This window comes from Streptomyces sp. NPDC050674 (assembly GCF_040654575.1).
In the GTDB taxonomy this organism is placed as follows: domain Bacteria; phylum Actinomycetota; class Actinomycetes; order Streptomycetales; family Streptomycetaceae; genus Streptomyces.
The window spans coordinates 145,770-168,640 of sequence record NZ_JBFAIG010000016.1 but is presented as its reverse complement, the minus strand read 5'-3'; the positions used below and the strand labels follow the sequence as shown (position 1 = coordinate 168,640).

The window sequence follows — 22,871 nt, the reverse complement described above, 5'->3', positions numbered from 1 at the left end:
GGCCCAGGTCGGACACGGCCTAGGAGACCGGGCGCTTGTACATCCTGGTCGCCGTGATCTCGCTGTGGACCGCCTCCCCCGCCCGGGGCTGCTGCGGCAGGCCCGGGCGGAGGTGTTCCTCGACGCTGATGTACTTCAGGCCCGCCCTCAGGTCGGCGTCGTTGCGCATGCGGATGACCAGGGGGAACTCGGCCAGTGCGGTGGTGTCGAACAGGCCCGTGGTGTACAGGAGCTGCACACCGAGGGCGTCCGACACCGCCCGTTGCAGTTCCAGCAGGTACGTGGCGTTGGCCCGGCCGATGGGGTTGTCGAGGAACAGGGTGCCGGCGTGCCGGTGCTTGTCGCGGCCCCGGTCGTTCGACCGCAGGGCGGCCATCGTGCAGTAGAGGGCGATGGCGGCGGTGAGGAGCTGGCCGCCGGAGAAGACGTCGCCCATCTGCCCGACGGGGACGCGCTCGGCGCGCAGCACGGCGTCGGGCTTGAGGATCTCCACGGCGACGCCCTTGGGGTGAAGGGCCGCCGCGACGCCCCGCAGCAGCAGGGACATGCCGTCGCGGCGCAGGTCGGAGTTCTTCTTGACGGCGGCGCGGGTCGCCTCGTCGACGACCTCGCCCAGCCGCTCGGTGAGCGTGGCCTGGTCGGGCTCCTCGAAGCGGATGCGGAGGAACTCCTGTCCCGACCACTCGCCGAGCCCCTCCGGGAGGCGCGAGAGCCGCTGGGCGGAGCGCAGGGTGGCCAGGGCCGACTCGACCAGGCCGCGCAGGCGGTCCACGATCGAGTCGCGGTTGCGCTCCAGTTGGGCCAGCTCGTCGGTCAGGACGCGCAGGCGGGGCGCGAAGGCGTCCGCCCACTTCTGGGCGTGCTCGGGCAGCGCGGCGGCGGGCAGTTCGCGGATCTGCTGGCGGGCCGGAGTGCGGACCTGCTCGTAGCGCGTGGAGTTGGCGTGCCGGACGAGGATGTCGCTCGCCTCGCGGACGGCGGACTCGGCGGCGGACAGGTCGGCGGCGCAGCCGCGCAGCGAGCGGCGGGCCTCGGCGGCCGCCTGCCGGGCCTCTTCGGGGCTGCCGGGGTAGGGCTCGGGCTCTTCGTGCTCCTCGTCCGTGCCGTGCTCGCGCAGCAGGTCGCGGAGCATGGCGGCGATCTCGTCGAAGCCGCTCGCGGCGTCCTCGGCGGCGCGGTGGGCGTCGAGGAGTTCCGCGTGCGCCTCGCGGGCCTGGTTCAGCGCCTCGGTGCGGGAGGCGAGTTCGGCGGTGGCGGTGCGCAGCAGGGCCTGGGCGTGTTCGGCGTCGCGCGGCTGGAGGTCCTCGGGGAGGCCGGTGTGGGCCTCGCCGTCCTCGGGGGCGAGACGCTCGGCCTCGCCGCGCAGCCGTCCGAGCTGCTCGCTCGCGGTGGACATCCGGGTCTCCAGGAGCTGCACCAGCTCCTCGGCGCGGGCGGCGGCTGCCTGGCGGCTGGGGCCGTCAGAGCCGTCGGGGGATTCGAGGAGCTGCTCCGCGCGCGTACGGACCTTGTTGCTGAGGCGGTCCAGCTCGGAGCGGGCCGCGCTCTCGTCACTCTCGGCACGGGCCTGCTCGGCGCGCAGGTCGGCCCCCACGCCGACCTTCTCGTACAGCTGGGAGGCGGCCCGGTAGGCCTCGCGCAGGGCGGGCAGGGAGGCCTTGGGGGCCGGGGCGTCGTCCTGTGGGACGTCGTCGGGGGCGCCCGCGATCTCGGAGCGCTCGGCGCGCAGCGCGCGGGCGGTACGGCGGGCGTCGTCGGCGGCGCGCTGGGCGGCCCGCCGGTCCTCGTCGGCGGCCCGGGCCCGCTCCAGGCAGGCCTGGGCTCCGGCCTCGGACTCGGCGGCCTCGTCGGTCAGTTCGCGCACCTTGACCTGCCAGCCGGCCCGCTCGCGCAGCCGGAAGGCGAGTCCGGCGAGGGCGTCGGCGGAGCGGCGGGCCTTCTGGGCGGCCTCCTGGCGCTCGTCCCGGACGCGCGCGGCCTCGGCGGCGACATCGTCGGCTTCGGCCCGCACGGTCCGGGCCTCGGCCAGTTCGGCCTCGGCCTCCTCGGCGAACTCCCGGGTGTCCCCGGCCGCGCGGGCCAGTTCGGCCAGCCGGCCGGCGGGGCAGCCGGTGCGCCAGGAGGCGAGCCGGGCGGCCAGTTCGCGGTCCTTGCCGAGCCGGGCGGCGAGGGTACGGATCTCCTCGTCCCGCTCGGCGGCGCGGGCGCGCAGGGCCTGCCGCTCCTCGTCGGCGGCGTGCTCGTCGTGCATGGCCGGGTTCGGCGGCACGAGGAACACGTCCCCGCTGTCGCCGTCCGGCGCCGGGGTGGGGGCGAGCAGGGCGGCGGCGGTGCCGACGGCCACGGCGGAGCGGGGCAGCAGGGCCGCGTCGCCCAGCGCCTGCCGGGCCCGGGCGTGGGAGTCGGGGTCGGTGATGATCACACCGTCGACGAGTTCGGGCCGGGCGGCCAGCACGCGTGCGTGGTCGGCCGGGTCGACGGCCTGGGCGAGGTAGCGCCAGCCGGGGAGGGCGGGGATGCCGTGCTCGCCGAGGAACTCGACCGTGGCCAGCACGTCCGGGCCGGGCGGCAGCAGTCCGCCGTCGCCGAGGGCGCCGAGGATGCGGGAGTCGTCGGCGGCGGCCGTCCGCAGCTCGAACAGCTGCCGCTCGGCCGAGGAGACGGCGTCGTCGAGGAGGTCGCGCAGCTCGTCGGCGAAGCGGTCGAGTTCCTCCGCGGTGAGTCCCTGTGCGCCGCCGGCCGGCTGCGCCGCGGGCTCGCTGTCCGTGCCGTGGCGGGGCTGGGGGATGCCCGGGCGGCTCTGGGGGGTCAGGCCGAGCAGTTCGGCAAGCCGCTCCTCTCCCGCCAGTGCCTCGGCGGTGCGGCGCTCGGCGTCGTACGACCGCTCCGCCGCCGTGGCGGCGTCGGCCGCGCGGGCCGCGGTCAGTTCGGCGCGGCTCTCGGTGGCCGCGGCTTCGCGGGCGTGTTCCGTGGCCCGGCGGGACGCCTCGCGGGCCGCGTCCCAGGCCGCGACGGCGGTCTTCTCGGCGTCGCTGGCGGCGAGGGCCGCCCGGGCGGGGTCGGCGTCGGGCGCGGAGTCGTCGAGCCAGCCGGCCCGGACCGCCTCGGCGGTTTCCTGCTCGACCTCGGCGAGGCGCTGCTTGAGGTGGCCGACCTCGCTGCGGGCGCGCTGTGCCTGGGTGGCGGCGGCGGTGGAGTCCCGGTAGGCCGCGTCGCTGACCTCCTGGAGGGCGGCGGAGCGCTCCTCCTCCTCGTTGGCGTGGCTCTCCGCCTTTTCCGCTGCCGCGTGCAGGGCCCGGACGAGGTCCACGGCGGCCTTGGAGCGGGCGGCCAGGGCGGGCGCGGCGTCCCGCTCGGCCTCCTGGATCGCGGCGGACACGCGGGCGACGCGGTCCGAGGCGGCTCGGTGTCGCAGCACGACCTCGGCGGCCTGCCAGGCGGCGTACAGGGTGCGGGCGTCGGCGAGCTCGCGCTTCTGCGCGGCGGCGGACTTCTCGGCCGCGGCGAGGGCCAGGGAGGCGTGCCGGTAGGCGAGTTCGGCGGAGATGAGCGCGCTGCGCTCGCGGGCCGCCTCGGCGTGCGTCACGGCGTACGCGGCGGCGGTGACCCGCTGGGCGAGGTCGGCGGCCCGGACCCGCTCCTGCGCGCCGCGCGCGGACAGCCTGCGGGCCAGGGTCCGGGTGCGGCGCTCGGCTCCGGCGTGGACGTCGCGCGCGCGGGAGCGGGCCTCGGCGGCCTCGACGATCCGCCCGAGGAGGTCCACCGACCCGGCGGTGAAGTCGCGTTCGGCCATCAGCTCGGCGCGCCGCCCGAGCTTGTTGCCGAAGCCGCTGACCAGGTCGGCGAGCCCGTCGGTGTCGCGGGTGTCGGTGACGGCGCGCAGCAGCAGGTCGGTGAAGTCGGCGTCCTTCTTGACCGCGAAGAGACCGGCGGCCTCGCCCTCGTCGGCGTTCATCTCACGCTGGTAGCGGAAGAGTTCGGGGTCGAGGCCGAGGTCGCCGAGGTGCTCGATCCAGCGGTCGTGGGTCTCCTCCCAGTGCACTTCCAGGTGCGGGTAGGTCTTGCCCGCCTCGGTGAGGGCGTCGCGGAAGCCCTTCATGGTGCGGCGCCGGCCGCGTGCCCCGGACTGGCCCTCGACCTGGGCGCGTACGGCGGTGGCCTCCGCCACGGGGAGGTTGTCGAGGCTCAGTCCGGGCCCGGGGCGGAACGAGTACCAGGCCTCGGCGAACTTGCGCGGGTCGTTGGAGACCTGCCGTCCGCGCCACTCGCTGACCTTGCCGACGACGACGCACTCGCCCGTCAGCACGTGCTGCCACTCCAAGGCCACGTGTCCGCAGTCGTCGGCGAGCAGGAACTTGCGCAGGACGCCGGAGCTGGCTCCGCCGAGGGTGTTGCGGTGACCCGGCAGCATCACGGAGAAGATCAGCTTGAGCAGCACCGACTTGCCGCCGCCGTTCTCCAGGAAGAGCACGCCCGCGGGCGCCGGCCTGCGCGGCGGGCCGACCGGCTCGTCCTCGAAGAACTCCGCCTGTGTGGGCGCGGGGTCGGGCACGATCTCGCCCACCCCCCGCAGGTCAAGCACGGTGTCGGCGTAGCGCGCACCGGCGGGCCCGATCGAGTAGAGGCGGACCCGGGACAGCTCGTACATGGCGGACTCTCGTAGATCTTCGTGAGATGGGGGGTCAGGCGGAGTGGAAGGGCAGCCCGGCGTCGGCGACCAGCTCCAGGTCGTCGCCCTCCTCGGGGGGCAGCAGCGTCGGGGTGCCGTCGGTGACCGGGACGACGCCCAGTTCCAGCAGCTCGGCCAGGGCGGCGCTGCCGGCCATGTCGCGGACCTGGAGCTGGTAGCGGGCGGTGGTGCGGTAGGTGCCGCCGTGGTCGTCGCCGGTGCGCTGAAGGAACCCGGAGTCGGTGAGGAAGGCGACGGCCTTGGCGACGATGCCGGTGGTCGAACCGGCCAGGCGGCGGGCGTCCTTGGTGGCGCCGGTGGCGCTGCGCCGCACCCAGATCCGCCAGGCGGCCTCCAGGCCGGGCGCGTCGGTCGCCGGGTCGGTGTTCTCGCCCTGCTCGGCGGCGCGCTCCTCCAGCCGGCGGCAGGCCTGGCGCACGAAGGCGTCGACGCCGTTGACCGAGACCCGGCCGATGTAGCCGTCGTCGGCGAGGTCCTCGGGACGCGGGAACGCCAGGGCGGCGACGGCGAGATGGGCCAGTCCGTGCAGGAACCGGTCGCCGCCGTCGGCGGACGTGCGACGCGCGTAGTCGCCCATGCGGACGGCGAACACCGAGTCCTCGGCGGCCGTGACGGCCATTCCCGCGCGCGGGGACACCTCCAGCACGATCAGTCCCAGACCGGTCGCCACGGCGTCCGCGAGCCGCGCGAAGGGCGGGTCCTCGCGGTAGCGCCGCAGCAGGTCCGCGTACTCCTGGTCGCGGGCGGGCTGCAACTTGGGCTGCAACCCGAACGACACGAGCCGGGCCGCGTCGGCGGCGTCGGCGGGAGTGACGGCGGCGGGGGCCGCCGGGGCCGGCCCGTCCGGCTCGCTCCACTCGACATGCTCGCTCACGGTCGGGACTCCTTGCGCCACTCGTACTGACTCATGCTGCTTCCGTCCGGTCCGCCGCCATCCCCGCCGCGTCCAGCAGCGCGGTACCGACGATCAGGTCCGCGCCGCCGAACTCCGGATCGTCGAGCTCGGTCCCGTCGTCCACGGCGAACAGCAGCTTCTGCTCGCCCTGGCGATAGGCCGTGCCGACCGGCGGACTGGCGGCGTGCACCGCCAGCAGGGCCACCAGGTAGGGCAGCTCCGGGTCCTGTCTGCGGGCGTCCGCCAGCAGCCCCGACAGCCGGCGCGGGGCGTCCGCGGGCAGGTCGAGCAGCTCTTGCGCCGCCGCCAGCTGCTCCTCGCTGAACCGGCTGTCGTCCGGCGTGGCGATCAGGTCGGGCTCCGGCATCTCCGCGCCGAGGTGCTCCCGCTCCACCGGCGGCGTCAGCAGTATGTCGACCAGGTCGCCGACGCGGACGGACACCGGGGTGCGCAGCCCGGTGCCGCGGCCGAAGAAGGCGTCCGTGACCCGGACGGCCTGCTCCAGCGGCAGCGGCAGCACGGGCGAGAGGAGGTGTCCGTAGAGATCGGTGCCCGAGGTGGTCATCGGGGTGGCGAAGGCCTGCCGGTCCTGCTCGGCGCGGAAGAGCGGTCCGGCCTCCAGCAGCCGGGACTGCAACTGGGTGTGCCGGCGGATGCAGTCCTTCACGATGTCGACGAGGTCGGCGGCGCGGCGCTTGTGCTCCGGCTCCTCGGTCTCGTCACGCGCCTTGCGGATGTTGGTGAGGATCGCGTTCTCGTGGCGGTAGCGGTCGGCGACGTGTTCCAGCGCCTCGGCGATCATGTCGGGGACGGTGGCGAGCCAGTCCACCGCGCGTACGTTGCGCCGGGTCGCGTCCAGGGCGCGGCGCAGGGTCTCCGAGTACTGCACGGTGCGGTAGCGGGCCTGCTCGGCCGCGAGCTGGGCGTCGGCGAGCCGGCCGCGGCTGATCAGCACCTCCAGCTTGACCTCGGCGGCGATCTGCGCGCTGGTGACGTCCGTGTCGAGGGCGCCGACGAGGACGTTGACCGCTTCGTCCGTCGTGCGCAGGTAGACCGTGCCGCCGGGGCCCGGGACCTCCTCGATCAGCTTGAAGTCGTAGTCACGGCGCACATAGGTGCCGTCCGCGCCGAACGTGCCGTACACCGCGCGGAAGCCGCGGTCGACGCTGCCGACGTTGATCAGGTTCTCCAGGACCCAGCGGGCCACCCGCTCGTGCTCGGCGGTGGGGCGCCGGGGGGCCTGGGCGGCGATGCGCGGGACGAGGCGGGCGACGACCTGGTCGTGGTCGGCGCCCGTGTCGAAGTCCATGTTGAGGGTGACCAGGTCGATGGCCGCGAGGGCCACCTCCGCCATGCCGTACACCGAGTACTCACCGGCGAGGTTGGCCTTGCGCGCGTCCAGGTCGTGCAGCGGCGCGGTGCAGGCGAGCGCGCGCAGGCGCCGCGCCAGCCCCTCGTCGGCGGCCGGCCCCGGCGCGGGGCGCGGCCCCGCGCTGAGCTGGGGCGGAACGCTGTCCGTCGATGCAGGCGAAGTCACGGTGCACAGACTAGGTCCTGGGTCCGACATCGGCCCAAACGACGCGGTGCGCCCTGGGAGCCGCCGTCCTTCAGCCGTCCTCGCCGACCCGCCGCCGGTAGACCTCGACCACGCGCTCCAGCGAGTCGTCGAGATATCCCGCGAGCAGCCGCTCGGCCTTCTCGCGGTCGCCTCCCTGAAGGGCCTCCAGGATGGCGACGTTGCGTGCGATGTACGGCTCGTGCAGCCGCTGCGGCTCGTCCACCACGTGGAAGGCCAGCCGCAGTTCGGCGAAGACGCTGCGCATGAGCTCGGCGGTGCGCTCGCTCGCGGCGAGGGCGACCAGTTCCCGGTGGAAGTGGATGTTGGCGGTACCCACCGCCTTCCAGTCACCTTCGCGGGCCGCCGTCCGCCCCTCCTCGACGGCCCCGGCCAAGCCTCCGAGCCCGTAGGGCGGCTCCCCGAGGGCCCGGACGACCGCGCACTCGACGAGCCGGCGGGTGCGGTAGATGTCCTCGACGTCCTCCACGGTCAGGACCCGGACGAAGACGCCCCGGTTCAGCTCGTGGACGAGCAGGCGTTCGTGTGTGAGCAGCCGGAACGCCTCGCGCAGCGTGTTGCGGGAGACACCGAGGGCGCCGCCGATGCTGTCCTCCGACAGGCGGGTCCCGGGCGGGAAGTAGCCCTCGGCGATGCGGCTCCGGAGGATGTCCGAGACCCGTTCCGCGGTGCTGGTGCGCCCCAGGAGAGCCCGGTCGTCGGCGAGGTCCTTCAGCTGCTCTGCCATGCCGGAATTCAACCGCAGATCCCAAGAACGAACCAACATGGGTATTGAGGGATCGTTGAACAATCCTCTACGGTGCTTGTCACGGCGTCGACTCCCCACCGCGCCGCCGACGGTTTCCGCACGGCACGGCTCACTCCGAAGCACCCTCCGTCCTCCCTCTGCGAGGTGCCCATGAGCACGACCCCTCCACCGCAGGCCCCGACCGACCGCCCCCGTCCCGTGACCTCCGAACGCACCCCGGACGACGGGGCGCTGGGCTGGCTGCGCGCCCTCGGCCCGCGTGGCCGCCGCGCGTTCGCCGGTGCCTTCGGCGGCTATGCCCTGGACTCGTACGACTACTTCACGCTGCCGCTGAGCATGGTCGCGCTCTCCGCGTACTTCGGTCTGAACAGCGGTCAGACGGGCCTCTTCACGACCGTCACGCTGGTGGTCTCGGCGATCGGCGGCGCCCTCGCGGGCGTGCTCGCGGACCGCGTCGGCCGGGTGAAGGCCCTGATGGTCACCGTCATCACGTACGCCGTCTTCACGGTCGCCTGTGGTTTTGCGCCCAACTACGAGACCCTGCTGGTCTTCCGCGCGCTCCAGGGCCTCGGGTTCGGCGGTGAGTGGGCGGTCGGCGCGATCCTGGTCGCCGAGTACGCGAGCGCCAGCCACCGGGGGCGCACGCTCGGCGCGGTCCAGAGCTCCTGGGCCGTCGGCTGGGGCCTGGCGGTGGTCGTATACACCCTGGTGTTCTCCGTCGCCGGCGACGATCTGGCCTGGCGCGTCATGTTCTGGACCGGGGCGCTGCCCGCGCTGCTCGTGATCTGGCTGCGGCGCAATGTGCACGACGCCCCCGAGGCCGCCGCGGCGCGCGAACAGAGCGCGGAGAAGGGCCGCTTCGCGGCCATCTTCAAGCCCGGCCTGCTGCGGACCACCGTCTTCGCGGGGCTGCTCTCGACCGGAGTCCAGGGCGGCTACTACACGCTGGCCACCTGGGTGCCGACGTACCTGAAGTCCGAGCGGGACCTGTCGGTGGTCGGCACCGGCGGCTATCTGGCGTTCCTCATTTCGGGCGCCTTCATCGGCTATCTGACCGGCGGGTACCTCACCGACAGACTGGGCCGGCGGCGCAACATCTGGCTCTTCGCCCTGCTGTCGGCGCTGTGCATCCTGGCGTACGCGAACATCCCGAGCGGGGCCAACACCCTGCTCCTGGTGCTCGGTTTCCCGCTCGGGTTCTGCATGTCGGCGATCTTCAGCGGCTTCGGCTCCTACCTGAGCGAGCTGTACCCGACGGCGGTCCGCGGCACGGGGCAGGGCTTCACGTACAACACCGGGCGCGCGGTGGGTGCCGTGTTCCCGACGACGGTCGGGTTCCTGGCCGACAGCTGGGGTGTCGGCGGCGCGCTGGTCTTCGGCGCGATCGGCTACGGCATCGCCGCCCTGGCGCTGCTCGGGCTGCCGGAGACGCGCGGGAAGGAGCTGGCGTGAACCGCACCGGAACCGAGGACCGCCCCGTGCTCCTCGTCGACGAGCGCGCCCACGCGTGGCGCCCCCGAGCGGCCCGCTCCCGCTTCCGGGAGGGCCTGACGGGCCCCACGGCCGGGGTCGCGGCGGGTCACACCCAGGCCAACCTGATCTCGGTGCCCGCCGACTGGGCCTACGACATGCTCCTGTTCTGCCAGCGCAACCCCAAACCCTGCCCGGTCCTCGACGTCACGGACGCCGGATCCTGGACGACCGTGCTGGCCGACGGCGCGGACCTGCGCACCGACCTGCCGCGCTACCGGGTGTGGCGGGACGGCGAGCTGGTGGACGAGCCGACCGATGTGCGGGCGTACTGGCGGGACGACCTGGTGTCGTTCCTGATCGGGTGCAGTTTCACGTTCGAGTGGGCGCTCGGCGAGGCGGGCGTGCCCCTCCGCCACGTCGAGCAGGGCCGCAACGTCCCGATGTACGTCACGAGCCGGCAGTGCCGTCCGGCGGGCCGGCTGCACGGCCCGCTGGTGGTGTCGATGCGGCCGGTGCCGCCCCGGCGGCTGGCGGCGGCGATCCGGGAGAGCAGTCTGATGCCGGCGGTGCACGGCAGCCCCGTGTACTGCGGTGACCCCTCGGGGCTCGGTGTCGCCGACCTCGGCCGCCCCGACTTCGGGGACCCGGTGGACGCCGAGCCGGACGACATCCCGGTGTACTGGGCGTGCGGGGTGACCCCGCAGGCGGCGGTCATGGCCTCGCGTCCGCCGTTCGCCCTCACCCACGCCCCGGGGCAGATGTTCCTCACCGACGCCCGCGACGAGCAGTACCGCGTGGCCTGACAGGAGACACTGGATTCATGGCCTGCATCGACCTGAACGCCGACCTCGGCGAGGGCTTCGGCCGCTGGCGGCTCACCGACGACGAAGGGCTGCTGTCCGTCGTCACGAGCGCCAATGTGGCCTGTGGCTTCCACGCCGGTGACGCCGTCACCATGCGCCGGGTGTGCGAGCTGGCGGCCGAGCGCGGGGTGCGGATCGGCGCCCAGGTCTCCTACCGCGACCTGGCCGGATTCGGGCGGCGCGCGATGGACGTGCCGCCCGCCGAGCTGGCGGCCGAGGTCGCCTACCAGATCGGCGCCCTGGAGGTCTTCGCCCGGGCGGCCGGCTCCCGCGTCGCCTACGTCAAACCGCACGGCGCGCTGTACAACCGGGTGGTGCGCGACGAGGAGCAGGCCGCCGCGGTCGTCGACGGCGTCCTCCTCGCGGACGCCGCCCTGCCCGTCCTCGGACTGCCCGGCTCGCGCCTGCTGGAGCTGGCCGGGAAGTCCGGGCTGCCGGTGGTCACCGAGGCGTTCGCGGACCGGGCGTACACCGACGAGGGCACCCTGGTGCCGCGGGCTCTGGAGGGCGCCGTGATCACGGAGCCGGACGCCGTGGTGGAACGCTCCCTGCGCCTGGCCCGCTCCGGCGAGGTCGTCTCCCGCTCGGGGACGCGCGTCGGGGTACGCGCGCGGTCTCTTTGCCTGCACGGCGACACCCCGGGCGCGGTGGAGCTGGCGCGCCGGGTGCGGGAACGGCTGGAGGCCTCGGGCGTCCGGGTGGAGGCCTTCGCATGAGGGTCCTGCCCGTCGGCGACGACGCCCTGCTCGTCGAGGTGGCCTCGGGCGAGGAGGCCGAGGCGCTCCACGCCGAGCTGCTGCGACGCCGCGCGCAGGGCTCGCTCCCGGCCCGCGAGATCGTGCCCGCGGCCCGTACGGTCCTCCTGGACGGTCTCGACGCCCCCGCCCGGCTGGCCGCCGAACTGGCCGCCGCGCAGCTGCCGCCCGCTCCCCCGCGGGCCGACGCGGTCGTCGAGATCCCGGTGCGCTACGACGGCCCGGACCTGGCCGACGTCGCCGCGCACTGGGGGGTGCCGGTGCCGGAGGTCGCCCGCGTCCACGCGGCCACCGAGTTCCGGGTCGCCTTCTGCGGTTTCGCACCCGGCTTCGGCTACCTCACGGGGCTGCCGCCGCGCTACGACGTTCCGCGCCGGGCCACCCCGCGCACGGCCGTCCCGGCGGGTTCGGTGGCCCTGGCGGGCCCGTACACGGGCGTGTACCCGCGCTCGTCCCCGGGCGGCTGGCAGCTGATCGGCAGCACCGATGCCGTCCTGTGGGACCATGCGCGCGTGCCGGCGGCGCTGCTGTCGCCGGGCACGCGGGTGCGGTTCGTGCCCGAGGCGGGGTCATGACGGACCGTGCGCTCGCCGTGGTCAGGGCCGGGGCCCTGACGACCGTGCAGGACGAGGGCCGCCGCCCCGGCCACGCTCATCTGGGCGTCCCCCGCTCCGGGGCTCTGGACCGGCCCGCCGCCGACCTGGCCAACCGGCTCGTCGGCAATCGGCCCGGGGCGGCCGTGCTGGAGACGACCCTCGACGGCTGTGCCGTGCGCCCCCGTTCGGACGTCACCGTGGCGGTCGCGGGCGCGCCCTGCCGGGTCACGGTGGACGGGCGGCCCGTCGCCTGGGGCGGGCCGGTGCGCGTGCCGGCGGGGGCGCTGCTGGACGTCGGACCCGCGGTGTCGGGCGTGCGCGCCTACCTGGGCGTCTGCGGGGGCATTGCGGTGGAGCCGGTGCTCGGCAGCCGGTCCACGGACCTGCTGTCGGGGCTCGGCCCGCCCCCGCTCGCGGACGGCGCGGTGCTGCCCCTGGGCCGCCCGACGGGCGTGCACGCGCGCGTGGACGTCGCCCCGCAGCCGGCGCCGCCGGCCGAGCTGGTGCTGCGGGTGACACTCGGCCCGCGCGACGGCTGGTTCACGCCGCAGGCCGTCCGCACCTTCGTCTCCCGCTCCTACCGGGTGTCCTCCGCGAGCAACCGCATCGGGCTGCGCACGGAGGGACCGGTCCTGGAGCGGGCCCGGCCGGGTGAACTCCCCAGCGAGGGCATGGTGCTGGGTGCCGTGCAGGTCCCGCCGGACGGCAGGCCGGTGGTGTTCCTGGCCGACCATCCGACCACCGGGGGCTACCCGGTCATCGCCGTGGTCCGCGCCGCCGACCTCCCGGCCGCCGCCCAGGCGGTTCCCGGCACGCCGGTCCGCTTCGTGGCCGTACGCCGCCATTAGACCCCATGGAGGGCCCGTCAGGCACCGTCCGCCCGCTCCGCCGCCGACAGTTCGGCGAGCGCGGCCGACACCGCGCCGGGGCCTGCGGACCGAGCCGGGCGCTGGTGCCCCTGGCGCGGTGCCGCGGCTCCTCGGCGCCGGGTCATCTTCGGCGGGCCGCCCGCCAACCGCGGCGGCCCCTTCAGCACGGGTGTGTCAGGCCACGCCCCCGGGCGCGAACGGCGCAGCCGGATGGACCGGGACGGCGGCGTCGTGCGCGGCGAGGAACGCGTCGACCGCCGCGTTCCACCCGAAGCACTCCGCACGCGCGCGTGCCGCCTCGCGCCGGTCCGCCTCCAGACGCTCCAGCAGCAGGTCCACGGCGTCCGCGAACGCCTCTGCGTGATCCACCGCGACGGCCCCGGCGGAGCCGATCACCTCCGGCAGCGCCGACGACGCGCTCGCGACCACGGGTGTGCCGCATGCCATGGCCTCCAGCGCGGCCAGCCCGAAGGTCTCGGCCGGCCCGGGCGCCAGGGCGATGTCGGCGGACGCCTGGAGCGCCCCGAGCAGGCCCTGGTCAATGACATGACCGAGGAAGGTGACCGGCAGACCGCTCGCCCGCACCCGTTGTTCGAGCCGGGCGCGCAGCGGGCCGTCCCCGGCCACCACCAGGACGGCTCGGCGGCCGCGCCGCCGCAGCGCCTCCAGGGCGTCCAGCGCCGTGCCGGGCCGTTTCTCCACGGACAGGCGCGAGCACAGCACGAGCAGCACATCGTCCTCGCGCGCGTACCGTGCCCGTACCTCCGGGGCGCGCAGCGCCGGGTGCCGCCGCACCAGGTCGACGCCGAGTGGCGCCCGGACGACGTTGCGGGCGCCGATCCGCACGAACTCCCGCTCGGCGAACTCGGTGGTGCACACCACGCGCGCGTACGTGCGGGCCGTACGGACGTTGAGGGCGTCGGCGGCCCGCCGGGCGGCTCCCTCCGGCAGGCCCCAGGTGCGCAGCACCCCGTCGGCCGTCTCGTGGGAGACCATCACGGCCGGGATCCGGGCGCGCCGCGCCCACTTCCCGGTCCATCGCAGGGTCGTCCGGTCGGACACCTCCAGCCGGTCCGGCGCGAGTTCCTCCAGGAGGCGGGCCAGTCGCCGCTTGTCGGTGAGGACGCGGTAGCCGCCGGTGCCGGGCAGCAGCGGCCCGGGGAGGGTGATCACCCGTCCCTGTTCGGTCTCGCGCTCGCCCGCCCGCTCGCCGGGCACCACGAGGACCGGTTTGTGCCCGGCCGCCCTGTAGCCCTTGCCCAGCTCGCGCAGCGCGGTGCGCAGACCGCCCGACGAGGGCGCGACGAAGTTGGCGAGCCGGACGATCCGCAGCGGCCGGCCGCCGCTGCCGTGCGCGGGCGCGTCGCTCATGCCGCCACCGCCGTCCGGCGCCCGGCGAGCACCTGCGTGTAATGCCCGAGCAGCCGGTCGCCGACGGCCGCCCAGGTGCGGCCCTCGACCGCGGCGCGCCCGGCGGTGCCGAAAGCGGCCCGCAGCCCGGCGTCGGCGGCCAGGGACCGCACAGCGTCCCGTACGGCGCTGGCGTCGCGCGGCGGCACCAGCAGCCCGGTGCGCCCGTGGGCGACGAGGTCCAGCGGTCCGCCCGCCGCGGGTGCCACCACGGGCAGGCCGCTGGCCATGGCCTCCTGGACCGTCTGGCAGAAGGTCTCGAAGGGGCCCGTGTGCGCGAAGACGTCGAACGAGGCGAAGACCCGGGCGAGGTCGTCACCGGTGCGCCGGCCGAGGAAGACGGCCCCGGGCAGCGCCTGCTCCAGGGCGGGCCGGCTGGGGCCGTCGCCGACGATCACGACCCGGACGCCCTCCAGGCCGCATACCCCGGCGAGGAGTTCGACCTGCTTCTCGGGGGCGAGGCGGCCGACGTAGCCGACGATCAGTTCGCCGTTCGGGGCGAGTTCGCGGTGCAGGGCCTCGTCGCGCCGGCCGGGCCGGAAGCGCTCGGTGTCCACGCCGCGCGGCCACAGCCGGACCCGGGGCACCCCGTGGGTCTCCAGGTCGTGCAGGGCCGCGCTGGACGGGGCGAGGGTGAGGTCGGCGGCACCGTGGACGGAGCGGATGCGCCGCCAGGCGGCGGCCTCTCCGGCGCCCATGTACGTACGGGCGTAACCGGCCAGGTCGGTCTGGTAGACGGCGACGGCGGGGATGCCGAGGCGGGCGGCCGCCGCCATGCCGCGTACGCCGAGGACGAAGGGGCCGGCGAGATGGACCACGTCCGGGCGGTGCCCGATGACAGTGGCGGCCAGGCGGCGGCTGGGGAGGGCGACGCGGACCTGGGGATAACCGGGCAGCGGGAGGGAGGGGACGTGGACGACGGGGCACGGGGCGAAGGCGTCGGGCTTGTGGCCGGGCGCCGGTGCCGGGGCGACGACGACGGGGGCGTGACCGCGATCGACGAGGTGCCGGGCGGTCTGGAGCGCGCAGTGGGCCACGCCGTTCACATCGGGGGGAAAGGATTCGGTCACGATGACGACACGCATACCGGTGTTGTGGCCGTACCGGACGTGGCCGCGTCGACGGGGACCTTTCCGCGCGAGGAACGTCCCGTGAGCGTTGCGATGCGCACCCGCGCAGGTCAGGCCGTGTCCATCCCGCCCTGGCCCGTGAGTCGTCCCCTGTTCACCCTGGCGGCGCGGGTCCGCCTCGGCATCCCGTCGGGGTGGGGGTCACACAGCGGTCTCCTCGGGACCGATCCTGCTGCGTACGGCCGTCTGCACCTCGGCCTCCTCGGCCGGGTCGGCGGCGAGCCGGCGCAGTCGCTCGACGACGCGGGTGTCCCCGGTCTCGGCGTGCCGGGCGGCGATCTCGCGGGTGGTCTCCTCGCAGTCCCACAGGCACTCGACGGCGAAGCCGGTGGCGAAGGAGGGGTCGGTGGCGGCGAGGGCCCGGGCGGCCCTGCCGCGCAGATGGGAGGAGGCCGTCTCGCGGTAGACGTGGCGCAGCACGGGGGCGGCGCAGGCGATGCCGAGCCGTCCGGTGCCGTCCACGAGGGTCCACAAGGTCGGCGCGTCGGGCCCCTCGCCCCGCACGGCCTCCCGCAGCGCCGCGAGGACCAGCTCGCGGTCCTGGACCCCGCCTAGGCAGGCGAGCAGGCGTCCGGCCGCGGCGCCCAGCACGTCCGGCCGCCGAGCCCAGCCGCGGGCCCGGTCCACGGCCGCCAGTGAGCGCATCCGTTCGAAGGCGTCGACGGCGGCGTCCACCACGAGCGTCGAGCCGGTGGCCACGGCCCCCTCGATCAGGTCGAGGGCCTCGGGATCGTTGCCGTCGGCGAGATACCGCAGGGCCGTGCACCGGGCCCCGTCGATACCGTCCTTCGCCGCACGGACGATCTCGGCCCGGTCCTCGGGCCCCGCCACGGCGGTGAGACAGCGGGCGGCCGGCACATGGAGAGCGGCCCCGCGCTCGATACCCTGCTGGGCCCACTCGAAGACGGCCTGCACACTCCACCCGGGTCGGGGCCCGGTCGGCCGCATCTGCCGCTGCCAGCGGTCGAAACTGCCCGTCTCGTGGGCGGCCCGCACCCGCGTGGCGACGGATGCGCGCGGATCCTCGGCCCACAGGCGCCACGGCCGGGGCTCGAAGGCGTCCCGGACGGTGGCGGCCAGCTCGGCGTCGCCCTCCGGACCGGCCGGGAACCGGGCGAGGACGGGCGCGGCGAGGGCGCGCAGGCCCGCGTCGTCGTCCCTGAGGGCGAGCTCGTCGAGGGCCCAGGCCCAGTTGGAACCGTGGGCGGCGTACCTGCGCAGCAGTTCGAGGGCGTCCCGCCTGCCGTAGGAGGCGAGGTGCCCGAGGACGGCGAGGGCGAGCCCGGTGCGGGACTCGTCGCCGTCGAGGACGTCCTCGGCGCCGAAGAGGTGGGCCTCGACCTCGTCCAGCTCGCCGTTCAGGTCGAGGAAGAGGCGGGCGTAGTAGAGGGAGCGGTTCTCCACCTGCCAGTCGTGGCGGGGATCGCGCAGCACACAGTGGTTCAGCGCCGCCAGCGCCTCGGGGCGCGGGGCGGTGAGCGCGTGCAGCGTGCCGTCGCCGCGGCCCCGCTGGAGCAGGCCGAGCAGCGTACCGCTGGGCGCTATGACCGGATCGAACATGGGAAACAGCCTCACATCAAGCGTCGACGCAACCGGGGACGTGTACTTACCTGGCCGCGCGACAACACGTCGGAGTGTCCGCCGTTTCCTGCTTGCTGTAGACCATCTTCCTCTGCCTCTCGTCGGTGGCCCTTGCGGACCGCGTCACGGCCCGCGCGGTGCGGCAACCCCTGCCCAACCATCACGTCCGTGAACCACGTCGTCATGATGACTCGGCACTCTCGTCCGCCGCGACCGAAATTTCGGCGGCCCTGTACCGCCTCCCCCGTTTTCGGTGTCGTTGCTGGTCAGACCGGTCGGCTCAGTGCTCGCCGAACAGTTCGAGCAATTGTGTCCGGCCGAACATCCGGGCGGTGTCGACCGCCGACGGCGTGCCGGCGGACGGGTCCGCGCCGCCCTCCAGAAGTGCCTTGATGACGTCCGTCTTACCCTTGAAGACGGCGCCGGCGAGCGGGGTCTGGCCTCGGTCGTTGATCCGGTCGGCCTCGGCGCCGCGCTCCAGCAGCGCGCGCACCGCGTCGGAGTGGCCGTGATAGGCGGCGAGCATCACGAGCGAGTCGCCGCGGTCGTTGGTGAGGTTGGCCGGAACACCCGCGTCGACGTACGCCACGAGCGCCTCGGTCTGTCCCCGCCGGGCCAGATCGAAGATCTTGGTCGCCAGCTCCACGACCTCGGGGTCGGGGACTTCGGTCATCGGCCGGACCGCCTCTCCACTACGCGTCTGCTCAGGGGCGTACGCCTGCGAGGGCGCAGCCGTACGAGTGAATCGCCAGGGTACTGGCTCGCGCGGCACATGACCCGATGTGCCCGAGGTAAAGATCAGCACAGACCCGGACCAGCGCGACAACCGGCCGGACCGGACCCGGGACCACACCACCGCAAGGGCGAAATCGTCCAGATTTCACCCAGTTGCACCTTTTATCGTATGGATACAAGCTGTGAGCCTGGAAGTACTCATGGTGACTGTCCCCGCGAACCAGGAGACCTCAAATGATCCTCTCCATCTCAGGCGTGGTCCTGCTCGGCATCGTCGTCTTCATCTTCTTCCGCAAGGACGGACTGAAGGCGTCGCATGCCGTGGTCGCCATGCTGTTCGGCTTCTATCTGGCGAGCACGGCCATCGCCCCGAGCATCAAGGCGGGCGGCGAGAGCCTGGCGAGCCTCCTCGGCGGAATCAAGTTCTGACGAGGCCGTCCCCCGTACGCATCCCGCCCGTACGCACTCCCTGGAGGCAGTAGTGGCCCGGCGCCCCCTCCCCCGCATTCTGAGCAACGGCAGCGCGCAGCTCGCCCGGAGCCGGGAGCTGGCCCGGACGGCCGCCGACAGCGCCACCGACGTCCTCCACCCGCTGATCACGATCACGCGGGGTCTGCGCCGGCTGGCGGCGGCCGGGCGGCGCAGATGGACCGAGACCCCCAAGGAGCGGCGGGGGGCGCTGCTGTTCCTGGTGGCCTCCGTGGTCCTGGTCGTGGCGCTCGCGCCGTACGGGCCGCTGCTCGCCGCCATCACCCTGATGGCGGCGGCGGCCTGGCAGGGCCGGGACCGCTCCACGGCGGCCTCCGACGGGCCCGACGAGTCGCAGTCCGAGCGCCTGAAGTCGCTGTACGAGGCGCTCGTACCGTACTTCTCCACCGCCGAGGACCCCGAGCCGCTGTACTCCCACGGCGGCGCGTGGGACAAGGCCTTCCCCACCTACGCCTTCGACGGCGGCGGCCGGATCTCGCACCTGGTGGTCCGCTACCCGGCGTACTTCACCGACGGGGAGGCCGAGGCCCGCGCCCGGATCGAGCACCTCCTCGCGGCCAAGTCGGGCCGGGGCCGTGAATACCACTTCACGTGGGACGAGGAAGGCAACCAGTTGACGGTCGGCGTGCTCCTGCCACTGCCGGTCGACATCGCCGCCCAGCGTTTCGTCACCACCCCCGGCGAGACGGTCCTGGGCTTCACCGACCCCACCCGGGTCCAGCGCACCCTCCCCGTCACCCTGGGGGAACGGCAGCGGGACGTGCCGCCGGTCGTCTGGCGCACCGGCCTGCGCTCCACCGAGCCGCACCTGCTGGCCCTCGGCCAGCCCGGCAGCGGCACCTCCACGCTGCTGCGGTCCATCGCGCTCCAGGCCCTCCAGCACGGCGACGTGGTGATCGTCGACGGCGGGGGCACCGGCGAGTACGCCTGCCTCACCGGCCGGGACGGCGTGCTCGCCGTCGAGGCCGGGCTCGCCGGGGTCACTGCCAGCCTGGAGTGGGCCGCGACCGAGACGGAACGCCGCCTCATCGCCGCCAACCGCGCTCACCAGGCGGGCCACCCGCCGCCCGAGGACACCAAGCGCCCGCTGTGGATCCTGCTCGACCGCCCGACGGCCTTCACCCATCTGGCCGCCGCGGACGGCCGCAAGGATCCGCAGTCGCTCCTCCAGGTCCCCCTCCGGCACGGCCGTCCCGCCAACGTGACGGTGGTCGTGGCCGACCAGCTGGACAGCATGGACGCCCTCAGCGATCCGGTCCGCCAGCACACCCGCGCCCGCGTGGTCCTGGGCCCGGCGACGGCGGAGCAGCTCGAGTCGGTGCTGGGCGCGCCCCCGCACACCACTCCCATCGACCAGCTCCCGCCCGGGCGCGGCTACGCCCGCCTGGGCGCGGGCCCGGTCCACCGGCTCCAGGTCCCGGCCACCCCGAACCCCTACGACGACGCGACGCCCGACGCCCTGTGCGAGGCCGTCCTGGACCTCCTCCCGCCCCGGACGACCCCGGCGGACGGGGAGACGATCCCGGAGCAGGACCAGCCGGCGGGCGGGCCGCAGCCGGTACCCGTGCCGGCGGACGAGGAACCGGAGCCGGTGGCGAAGCCGGCCGGGCCCACGGAAGCGGAGCCTGTCGCGGTGGCCGTTGCGGTGGCGGCGTCCTCGGAGCCGACCGCACCGGAGCCGAAGCCCGAGCCGGTGACGGTGCCCGCCGGACCGACCGCGTCGAGCCTGGTGACAGTGCCCGCCGGGCCACCCGCGCCGAACCCGGAGCCGAAGCCGGTGGCGGTGCGGACCGGGTCAGCGGCACCGAAGCCCGAGCCGGTGACGGCGTCCGCCGGGCCGACCGCGCCGGAATCGAAGCCGAGGCCCGTCGTGGTACGAACCGGGCCGACCGCGCCGGACCCGCAACCCGAGGCGGCCCCGGTCCTCGGGAAAGGCCCCCTGCCCGAGCCGGTCGCGATCCTGACGAAACCGTCGGACGCGGACCGCTCGTAGCCTCTGGCTGCGGGCGGTCCGCTCCCCCCTTCTACGCGACGAACGTGCGCGGCGCCTCCGCGCTCCCGACCGCTCCGCTCTCCACCAGCCCCGCGGCCGCGGCCAACCGCACGGCCGCCTCCTCGGCCACCGCGCCCCCCACAGTGAACGGCAGCCGCACATACCCCTCGAACGCCCCGTCCACACCGAACCGCGGCCCGGACGGCACCCGCACTCCCACGCGCTCCCCCGCCTCGGCCAGCCGCGACCCGGACAGACCCCCCGTGCGCACCCACAGCGTCAGCCCGCCCCGCGGCACCTCGAACTCCCACCCGGGCAGCCTCCGCCGTACCGCGGCCACCAGGTCGTCCCGGTTCGCCCGGGCCTGCTCCCGCCGCACCTCCACGGCCTGCTCCCAGCCGCCGGTCCCGAACAGCCAGTTCACGGCCAGCTGCTCCAGCACCGGCGTACCGAGGTCGGCGTACGCCCGTGCGGCGACCAGACTGCGGATCACGTCCGGCGCGGCACGCACCCACCCGATCCGCATCCCGGCCCAGAAGGCCTTGCTCGCCGAGCCCACCGTGATCACCGTGGACCCGGCCGGGTCGAACGCGCACACCGGCCGCGGCATCCGCACGTCCGCGTCGAGCCACAGCTCGCTCATCGTCTCGTCGGCGATCAGCACGGTCCCCGCGGACCGCGCCGCGTCGACCAGCCGCCGGCGCTGGTCCTCGTCCGCGAGCGCCCCGGTCGGGTTGTGGAAGTCGGCCACGACATAGGCGATACGGGGCGCGGCGTCGCGCAGGACCTGCCGCCAGCGGTCCATGTCCCAGCCGGTGAGTCCCTCGGCCATGGCGACGGGCACGAGCCGGGCCCCGGCCTCCCGCATCAGCTGGAGGATGTTGGCGTAGGAGGGCGACTCGACCGCGATGCGCTCGCCCCGCCCGGCGAAGAGGTGGCAGATGGCGTCGATCGCGCCCATCGCCCCGGTCGTCACCATGATCTGCTCGGGCATGGTGGGGATGCCGCGCGCGGTGTAGCGGTCGGCGATCATCGCCCGCAGCGCGGGCAGCCCGGCCGGATAGTCGCCGTGCGTGTGCGCGTAGGGCGGCAGTTCCTCCAGGGCGCCCTGGACGGCCCGGGTGAGCCAGGGCTCGGGCGCCGGCAGGGCGGCACAGCCGAGGTCGATCATCGAGCCGAGGGCCTCCGGCGGCAGGGGCTCGAGCCCTCGCGCGGGCAGCGGTTTCCCGGCCGGGACGGCGGTCCAGCTGCCCGCGCCGCGCCGGGACTCAAGGAAACCCTCGCCGCGCAGCGCCTCGTAAGCGGCGGCGACGGTCGTACGGCTGACGGACAGGGAGAGGGCCAGTTCCCGTTCGGCGGGCAGCCGGGCGGCCACCGGGACGCGCCCTTCGAGCACCAGCAGGCGGATGCCGTCGGCGAGCGCGCGGTAGGCCGGCGGCCGGCGCGTGCCGGGTCCTGCCGGGCGGTCCTGCTGGGATTGGAGGAGCCGGGCGAGCTGCGCCGCCCCCACGGCCGAAGTCCACTCCGCCATCGAAATCAGTCCACCTTCCCCGGATTGGCCATGGATGGCCTCTCCATCCAAGCCACATCGTGTCATGCAGCAGTCCACTACCACCACAGGGGGGCACATCATGTTCACGCGAGGGCTCTTGGCCCGGCGACTCGTCCAGCTCTACGCCGGTCTGGCGCTGTACGGCGTGAGTTCGGCGCTGCTGGTCCGCTCGGGGCTCGGCCTGGAGCCGTGGAACGTGCTGCACCAGGGCCTGTCCGAGCGGACCGGCCTGTCGATCGGCGTCGTGCTGACCCTGCTGGGCGCCGCGGTGCTGCTCGCGTGGATCCCGCTGCGCCAGCGGCCGGGCCTGGGAACGATCTCCAACGTGCTGGTCATCGGCATGGCGATGGACGCGACACTGGCCCTGATGCCCGAGGCGCACGGCATGGCACCGCGCATCACGCTGATGGTGGTGGGGATCGTCCTGAACGGCGCGGCGACGGGCCTGTACATCGCGGCGCGCTTCGGCCCGGGCCCGCGCGACGGCCTGATGACCGGACTGCACCGGCTCACGGGCGTCTCGGTCCGGGTGGTCCGCACGGGCATCGAGCTCACGGTCGTGGCGACCGGCTTCGCCCTGGGCGGCACCGTCGGGATCGGCACCCTGCTGTACGCGCTGGCGATCGGCCCCCTGGTCCAGGCGTTCCTGCGGGTGTTCGCCGTGCCCGCTGCATCCGGCGGCAGCACGGTCGTTGCCACCGCTCGACCCCGAGGGGCGATACTGCGTCCGTGACCTCGCGGATACGCCACCCCTACCTCGACCATCCCGGCCCGATCGCCTTCGCTCACCGGGGCGGGGCCGCGGACGGCCGGGAGAACACCGTGCGGCAGTTCCGGTGTGCCGTCGAGGCCGGTTACCGGTACATCGAGACCGACGTCCACACCACCCGGGACGGCGCACTCGTCGCCTTCCACGACGCGACCCTGGACCGGGTGACGGACGGGGCGGGCCGGATCGCCGACCTGCCCTGGCAGGAGGTGCGGCAGGCCCGGGTGGCGGGCGAGGAGCCCCTCCCCCTCTTCGAGGAGCTGCTGGAGACCTTCCCCGACGTGCGCTGGAACGTGGACGTCAAGGCCGAGGCCGCGCTGCTGCCCTTCCTCGACCTGGCCGGGCGCACGAACTCCTGGGACCGGATCTGCCTGGGCTCGTTCTCCGAGGCCCGTGTGGTGCGCGCCCAGCGGCTGGCCGGCGCGCGCCTGGCCACCTCGTACGGCACGCGGGGCGTGCTCAACCTGCGGCTGCGCTCCTGGGGGCTGCCGGCCGCGGTGCGCCGCTCGGCGGTGGCCGCCCAGGTCCCCGAGGTCCAGTCCGGCATCCAGGTGGTGGACCGGCGCTTCCTGGACGCCGCACACGCGCACGGTCTCCAGGTGCACGTGTGGACCGTCAACGACGCCGAGAGCATGCACCGGCTTCTCGACCTGGGCGTGGATGGCATCATGACCGATCACATCGACACGTTGCGCCAGGTCATGGAGGACCGCGGCGTCTGGGTCTGAGACCCGGGGCCGTCCCTGC

18 protein-coding genes are annotated in these 22,871 nt (G+C 74.7%); 9 read left to right on the top strand and 9 right to left on the bottom strand.

Features of this window, described 5'->3' with window-relative positions:
• Window positions 1-19: 19 nt before the first annotated feature.
• The 4 genes from AB0I06_RS25620 to AB0I06_RS25605 all read right to left on the bottom strand — a co-directional run bounded on the left by AB0I06_RS25620 (window position 20) and on the right by AB0I06_RS25605 (window position 7,888).
• Window positions 20-4,648, bottom strand: a complete 4,629-nt coding sequence (locus AB0I06_RS25620) for a hypothetical protein (RefSeq protein WP_363121181.1) — start codon at window positions 4,646-4,648, stop codon at window positions 20-22.
• 34 nt (window positions 4,649-4,682) lie between these two features.
• Window positions 4,683-5,564 (bottom strand): hypothetical protein, encoded by an 882-nt coding sequence (locus AB0I06_RS25615; protein WP_363121180.1) that lies wholly within the window; start codon window positions 5,562-5,564, stop codon window positions 4,683-4,685.
• A 31-nt stretch (window positions 5,565-5,595) separates the two neighbouring features.
• The gene (locus AB0I06_RS25610; protein ID WP_363121179.1) at window positions 5,596-7,122 is read right to left on the bottom strand and encodes a hypothetical protein; all 1,527 of its coding nucleotides are present in this window, start codon (window positions 7,120-7,122) and stop codon (window positions 5,596-5,598) included.
• A gap of 70 nt (window positions 7,123-7,192) precedes the next feature.
• Window positions 7,193-7,888, bottom strand: coding sequence for a GntR family transcriptional regulator (locus AB0I06_RS25605; RefSeq protein ID WP_363121178.1), 696 nt, complete (start codon window positions 7,886-7,888; stop codon window positions 7,193-7,195).
• Window positions 7,889-8,059: 171 nt separating this feature from the next.
• Here AB0I06_RS25605 and AB0I06_RS25600 point away from each other — a divergent pair, with 171 nt between their 5' ends.
• Genes AB0I06_RS25600 through AB0I06_RS25580 form a run of 5 tightly spaced genes read left to right on the top strand, consistent with a single transcriptional unit; the run spans window position 8,060 to window position 12,444 of the window.
• On the top strand, window positions 8,060-9,361 hold the full coding sequence (locus AB0I06_RS25600) for an MFS transporter (protein WP_363121177.1): 1,302 nt from the start codon (window positions 8,060-8,062) through the stop codon (window positions 9,359-9,361).
• Window positions 9,358-10,185 (top strand): putative hydro-lyase, encoded by an 828-nt coding sequence (locus AB0I06_RS25595; protein WP_363121176.1) that lies wholly within the window; start codon window positions 9,358-9,360, stop codon window positions 10,183-10,185. The genes AB0I06_RS25600 and AB0I06_RS25595 overlap by 4 nt, the downstream gene beginning before the upstream one ends.
• A gap of 17 nt (window positions 10,186-10,202) precedes the next feature.
• Complete coding sequence (locus tag AB0I06_RS25590; RefSeq protein WP_363121175.1) at window positions 10,203-10,961, top strand: 5-oxoprolinase subunit PxpA; 759 nt, start codon at window positions 10,203-10,205, stop codon at window positions 10,959-10,961.
• Window positions 10,958-11,575: an allophanate hydrolase subunit 1 gene (locus tag AB0I06_RS25585; protein WP_363121174.1), complete on the top strand. Its 618-nt coding sequence runs from the start codon at window positions 10,958-10,960 to the stop codon at window positions 11,573-11,575. The genes AB0I06_RS25590 and AB0I06_RS25585 overlap by 4 nt, the downstream gene beginning before the upstream one ends.
• Window positions 11,572-12,444 (top strand): biotin-dependent carboxyltransferase family protein, encoded by an 873-nt coding sequence (locus tag AB0I06_RS25580; RefSeq protein WP_363121173.1) that lies wholly within the window; start codon window positions 11,572-11,574, stop codon window positions 12,442-12,444. The genes AB0I06_RS25585 and AB0I06_RS25580 overlap by 4 nt, the downstream gene beginning before the upstream one ends.
• A 195-nt stretch (window positions 12,445-12,639) precedes the next feature.
• On the opposite strand, the gene AB0I06_RS25575 is transcribed toward AB0I06_RS25580, so the two are convergent.
• From AB0I06_RS25575 to AB0I06_RS25560, 4 genes are all read right to left on the bottom strand, one after another.
• Window positions 12,640-13,836 (bottom strand): glycosyltransferase, encoded by a 1,197-nt coding sequence (locus AB0I06_RS25575; RefSeq protein ID WP_363121172.1) that lies wholly within the window; start codon window positions 13,834-13,836, stop codon window positions 12,640-12,642.
• A complete protein-coding gene (locus AB0I06_RS25570; protein WP_363121171.1) occupies window positions 13,833-14,960 on the bottom strand; it encodes a glycosyltransferase family 1 protein in 1,128 nt (375 codons plus the stop codon). The genes AB0I06_RS25575 and AB0I06_RS25570 overlap by 4 nt, the downstream gene beginning before the upstream one ends.
• Window positions 14,961-15,146: 186 nt before the next feature.
• Window positions 15,147-16,565: a HEAT repeat domain-containing protein gene (locus AB0I06_RS25565; protein WP_363121170.1), complete on the bottom strand. Its 1,419-nt coding sequence runs from the start codon at window positions 16,563-16,565 to the stop codon at window positions 15,147-15,149.
• Between the two features lie 301 nt (window positions 16,566-16,866).
• Entirely contained in the window at window positions 16,867-17,259 is a 393-nt protein-coding gene (locus AB0I06_RS25560) for an ankyrin repeat domain-containing protein (protein ID WP_363121169.1), read from the bottom strand.
• Window positions 17,260-17,555: 296 nt separating this feature from the next.
• Between AB0I06_RS25560 and AB0I06_RS25555 the strand changes: the two genes are divergently transcribed.
• Window positions 17,556-17,750 (top strand): hypothetical protein, encoded by a 195-nt coding sequence (locus AB0I06_RS25555; protein ID WP_030843336.1) that lies wholly within the window; start codon window positions 17,556-17,558, stop codon window positions 17,748-17,750.
• 52 nt (window positions 17,751-17,802) lie between these two features.
• Complete coding sequence (locus tag AB0I06_RS25550) at window positions 17,803-19,803, top strand: hypothetical protein (RefSeq protein WP_363121168.1); 2,001 nt, start codon at window positions 17,803-17,805, stop codon at window positions 19,801-19,803.
• A gap of 31 nt (window positions 19,804-19,834) precedes the next feature.
• On the opposite strand, the gene AB0I06_RS25545 is transcribed toward AB0I06_RS25550, so the two are convergent.
• Window positions 19,835-21,334: a PLP-dependent aminotransferase family protein gene (locus AB0I06_RS25545; RefSeq protein ID WP_363121167.1), complete on the bottom strand. Its 1,500-nt coding sequence runs from the start codon at window positions 21,332-21,334 to the stop codon at window positions 19,835-19,837.
• 64 nt (window positions 21,335-21,398) lie between these two features.
• On the opposite strand from AB0I06_RS25545, the gene AB0I06_RS25540 reads away from it, so the two are divergent.
• Entirely contained in the window at window positions 21,399-22,088 is a 690-nt protein-coding gene (locus AB0I06_RS25540) for a hypothetical protein (protein WP_363121166.1), read from the top strand.
• Window positions 22,085-22,852 (top strand): glycerophosphodiester phosphodiesterase, encoded by a 768-nt coding sequence (locus AB0I06_RS25535; RefSeq protein ID WP_363121165.1) that lies wholly within the window; start codon window positions 22,085-22,087, stop codon window positions 22,850-22,852. The genes AB0I06_RS25540 and AB0I06_RS25535 overlap by 4 nt, the downstream gene beginning before the upstream one ends.
• Window positions 22,853-22,871: the final 19 nt, after the last annotated feature.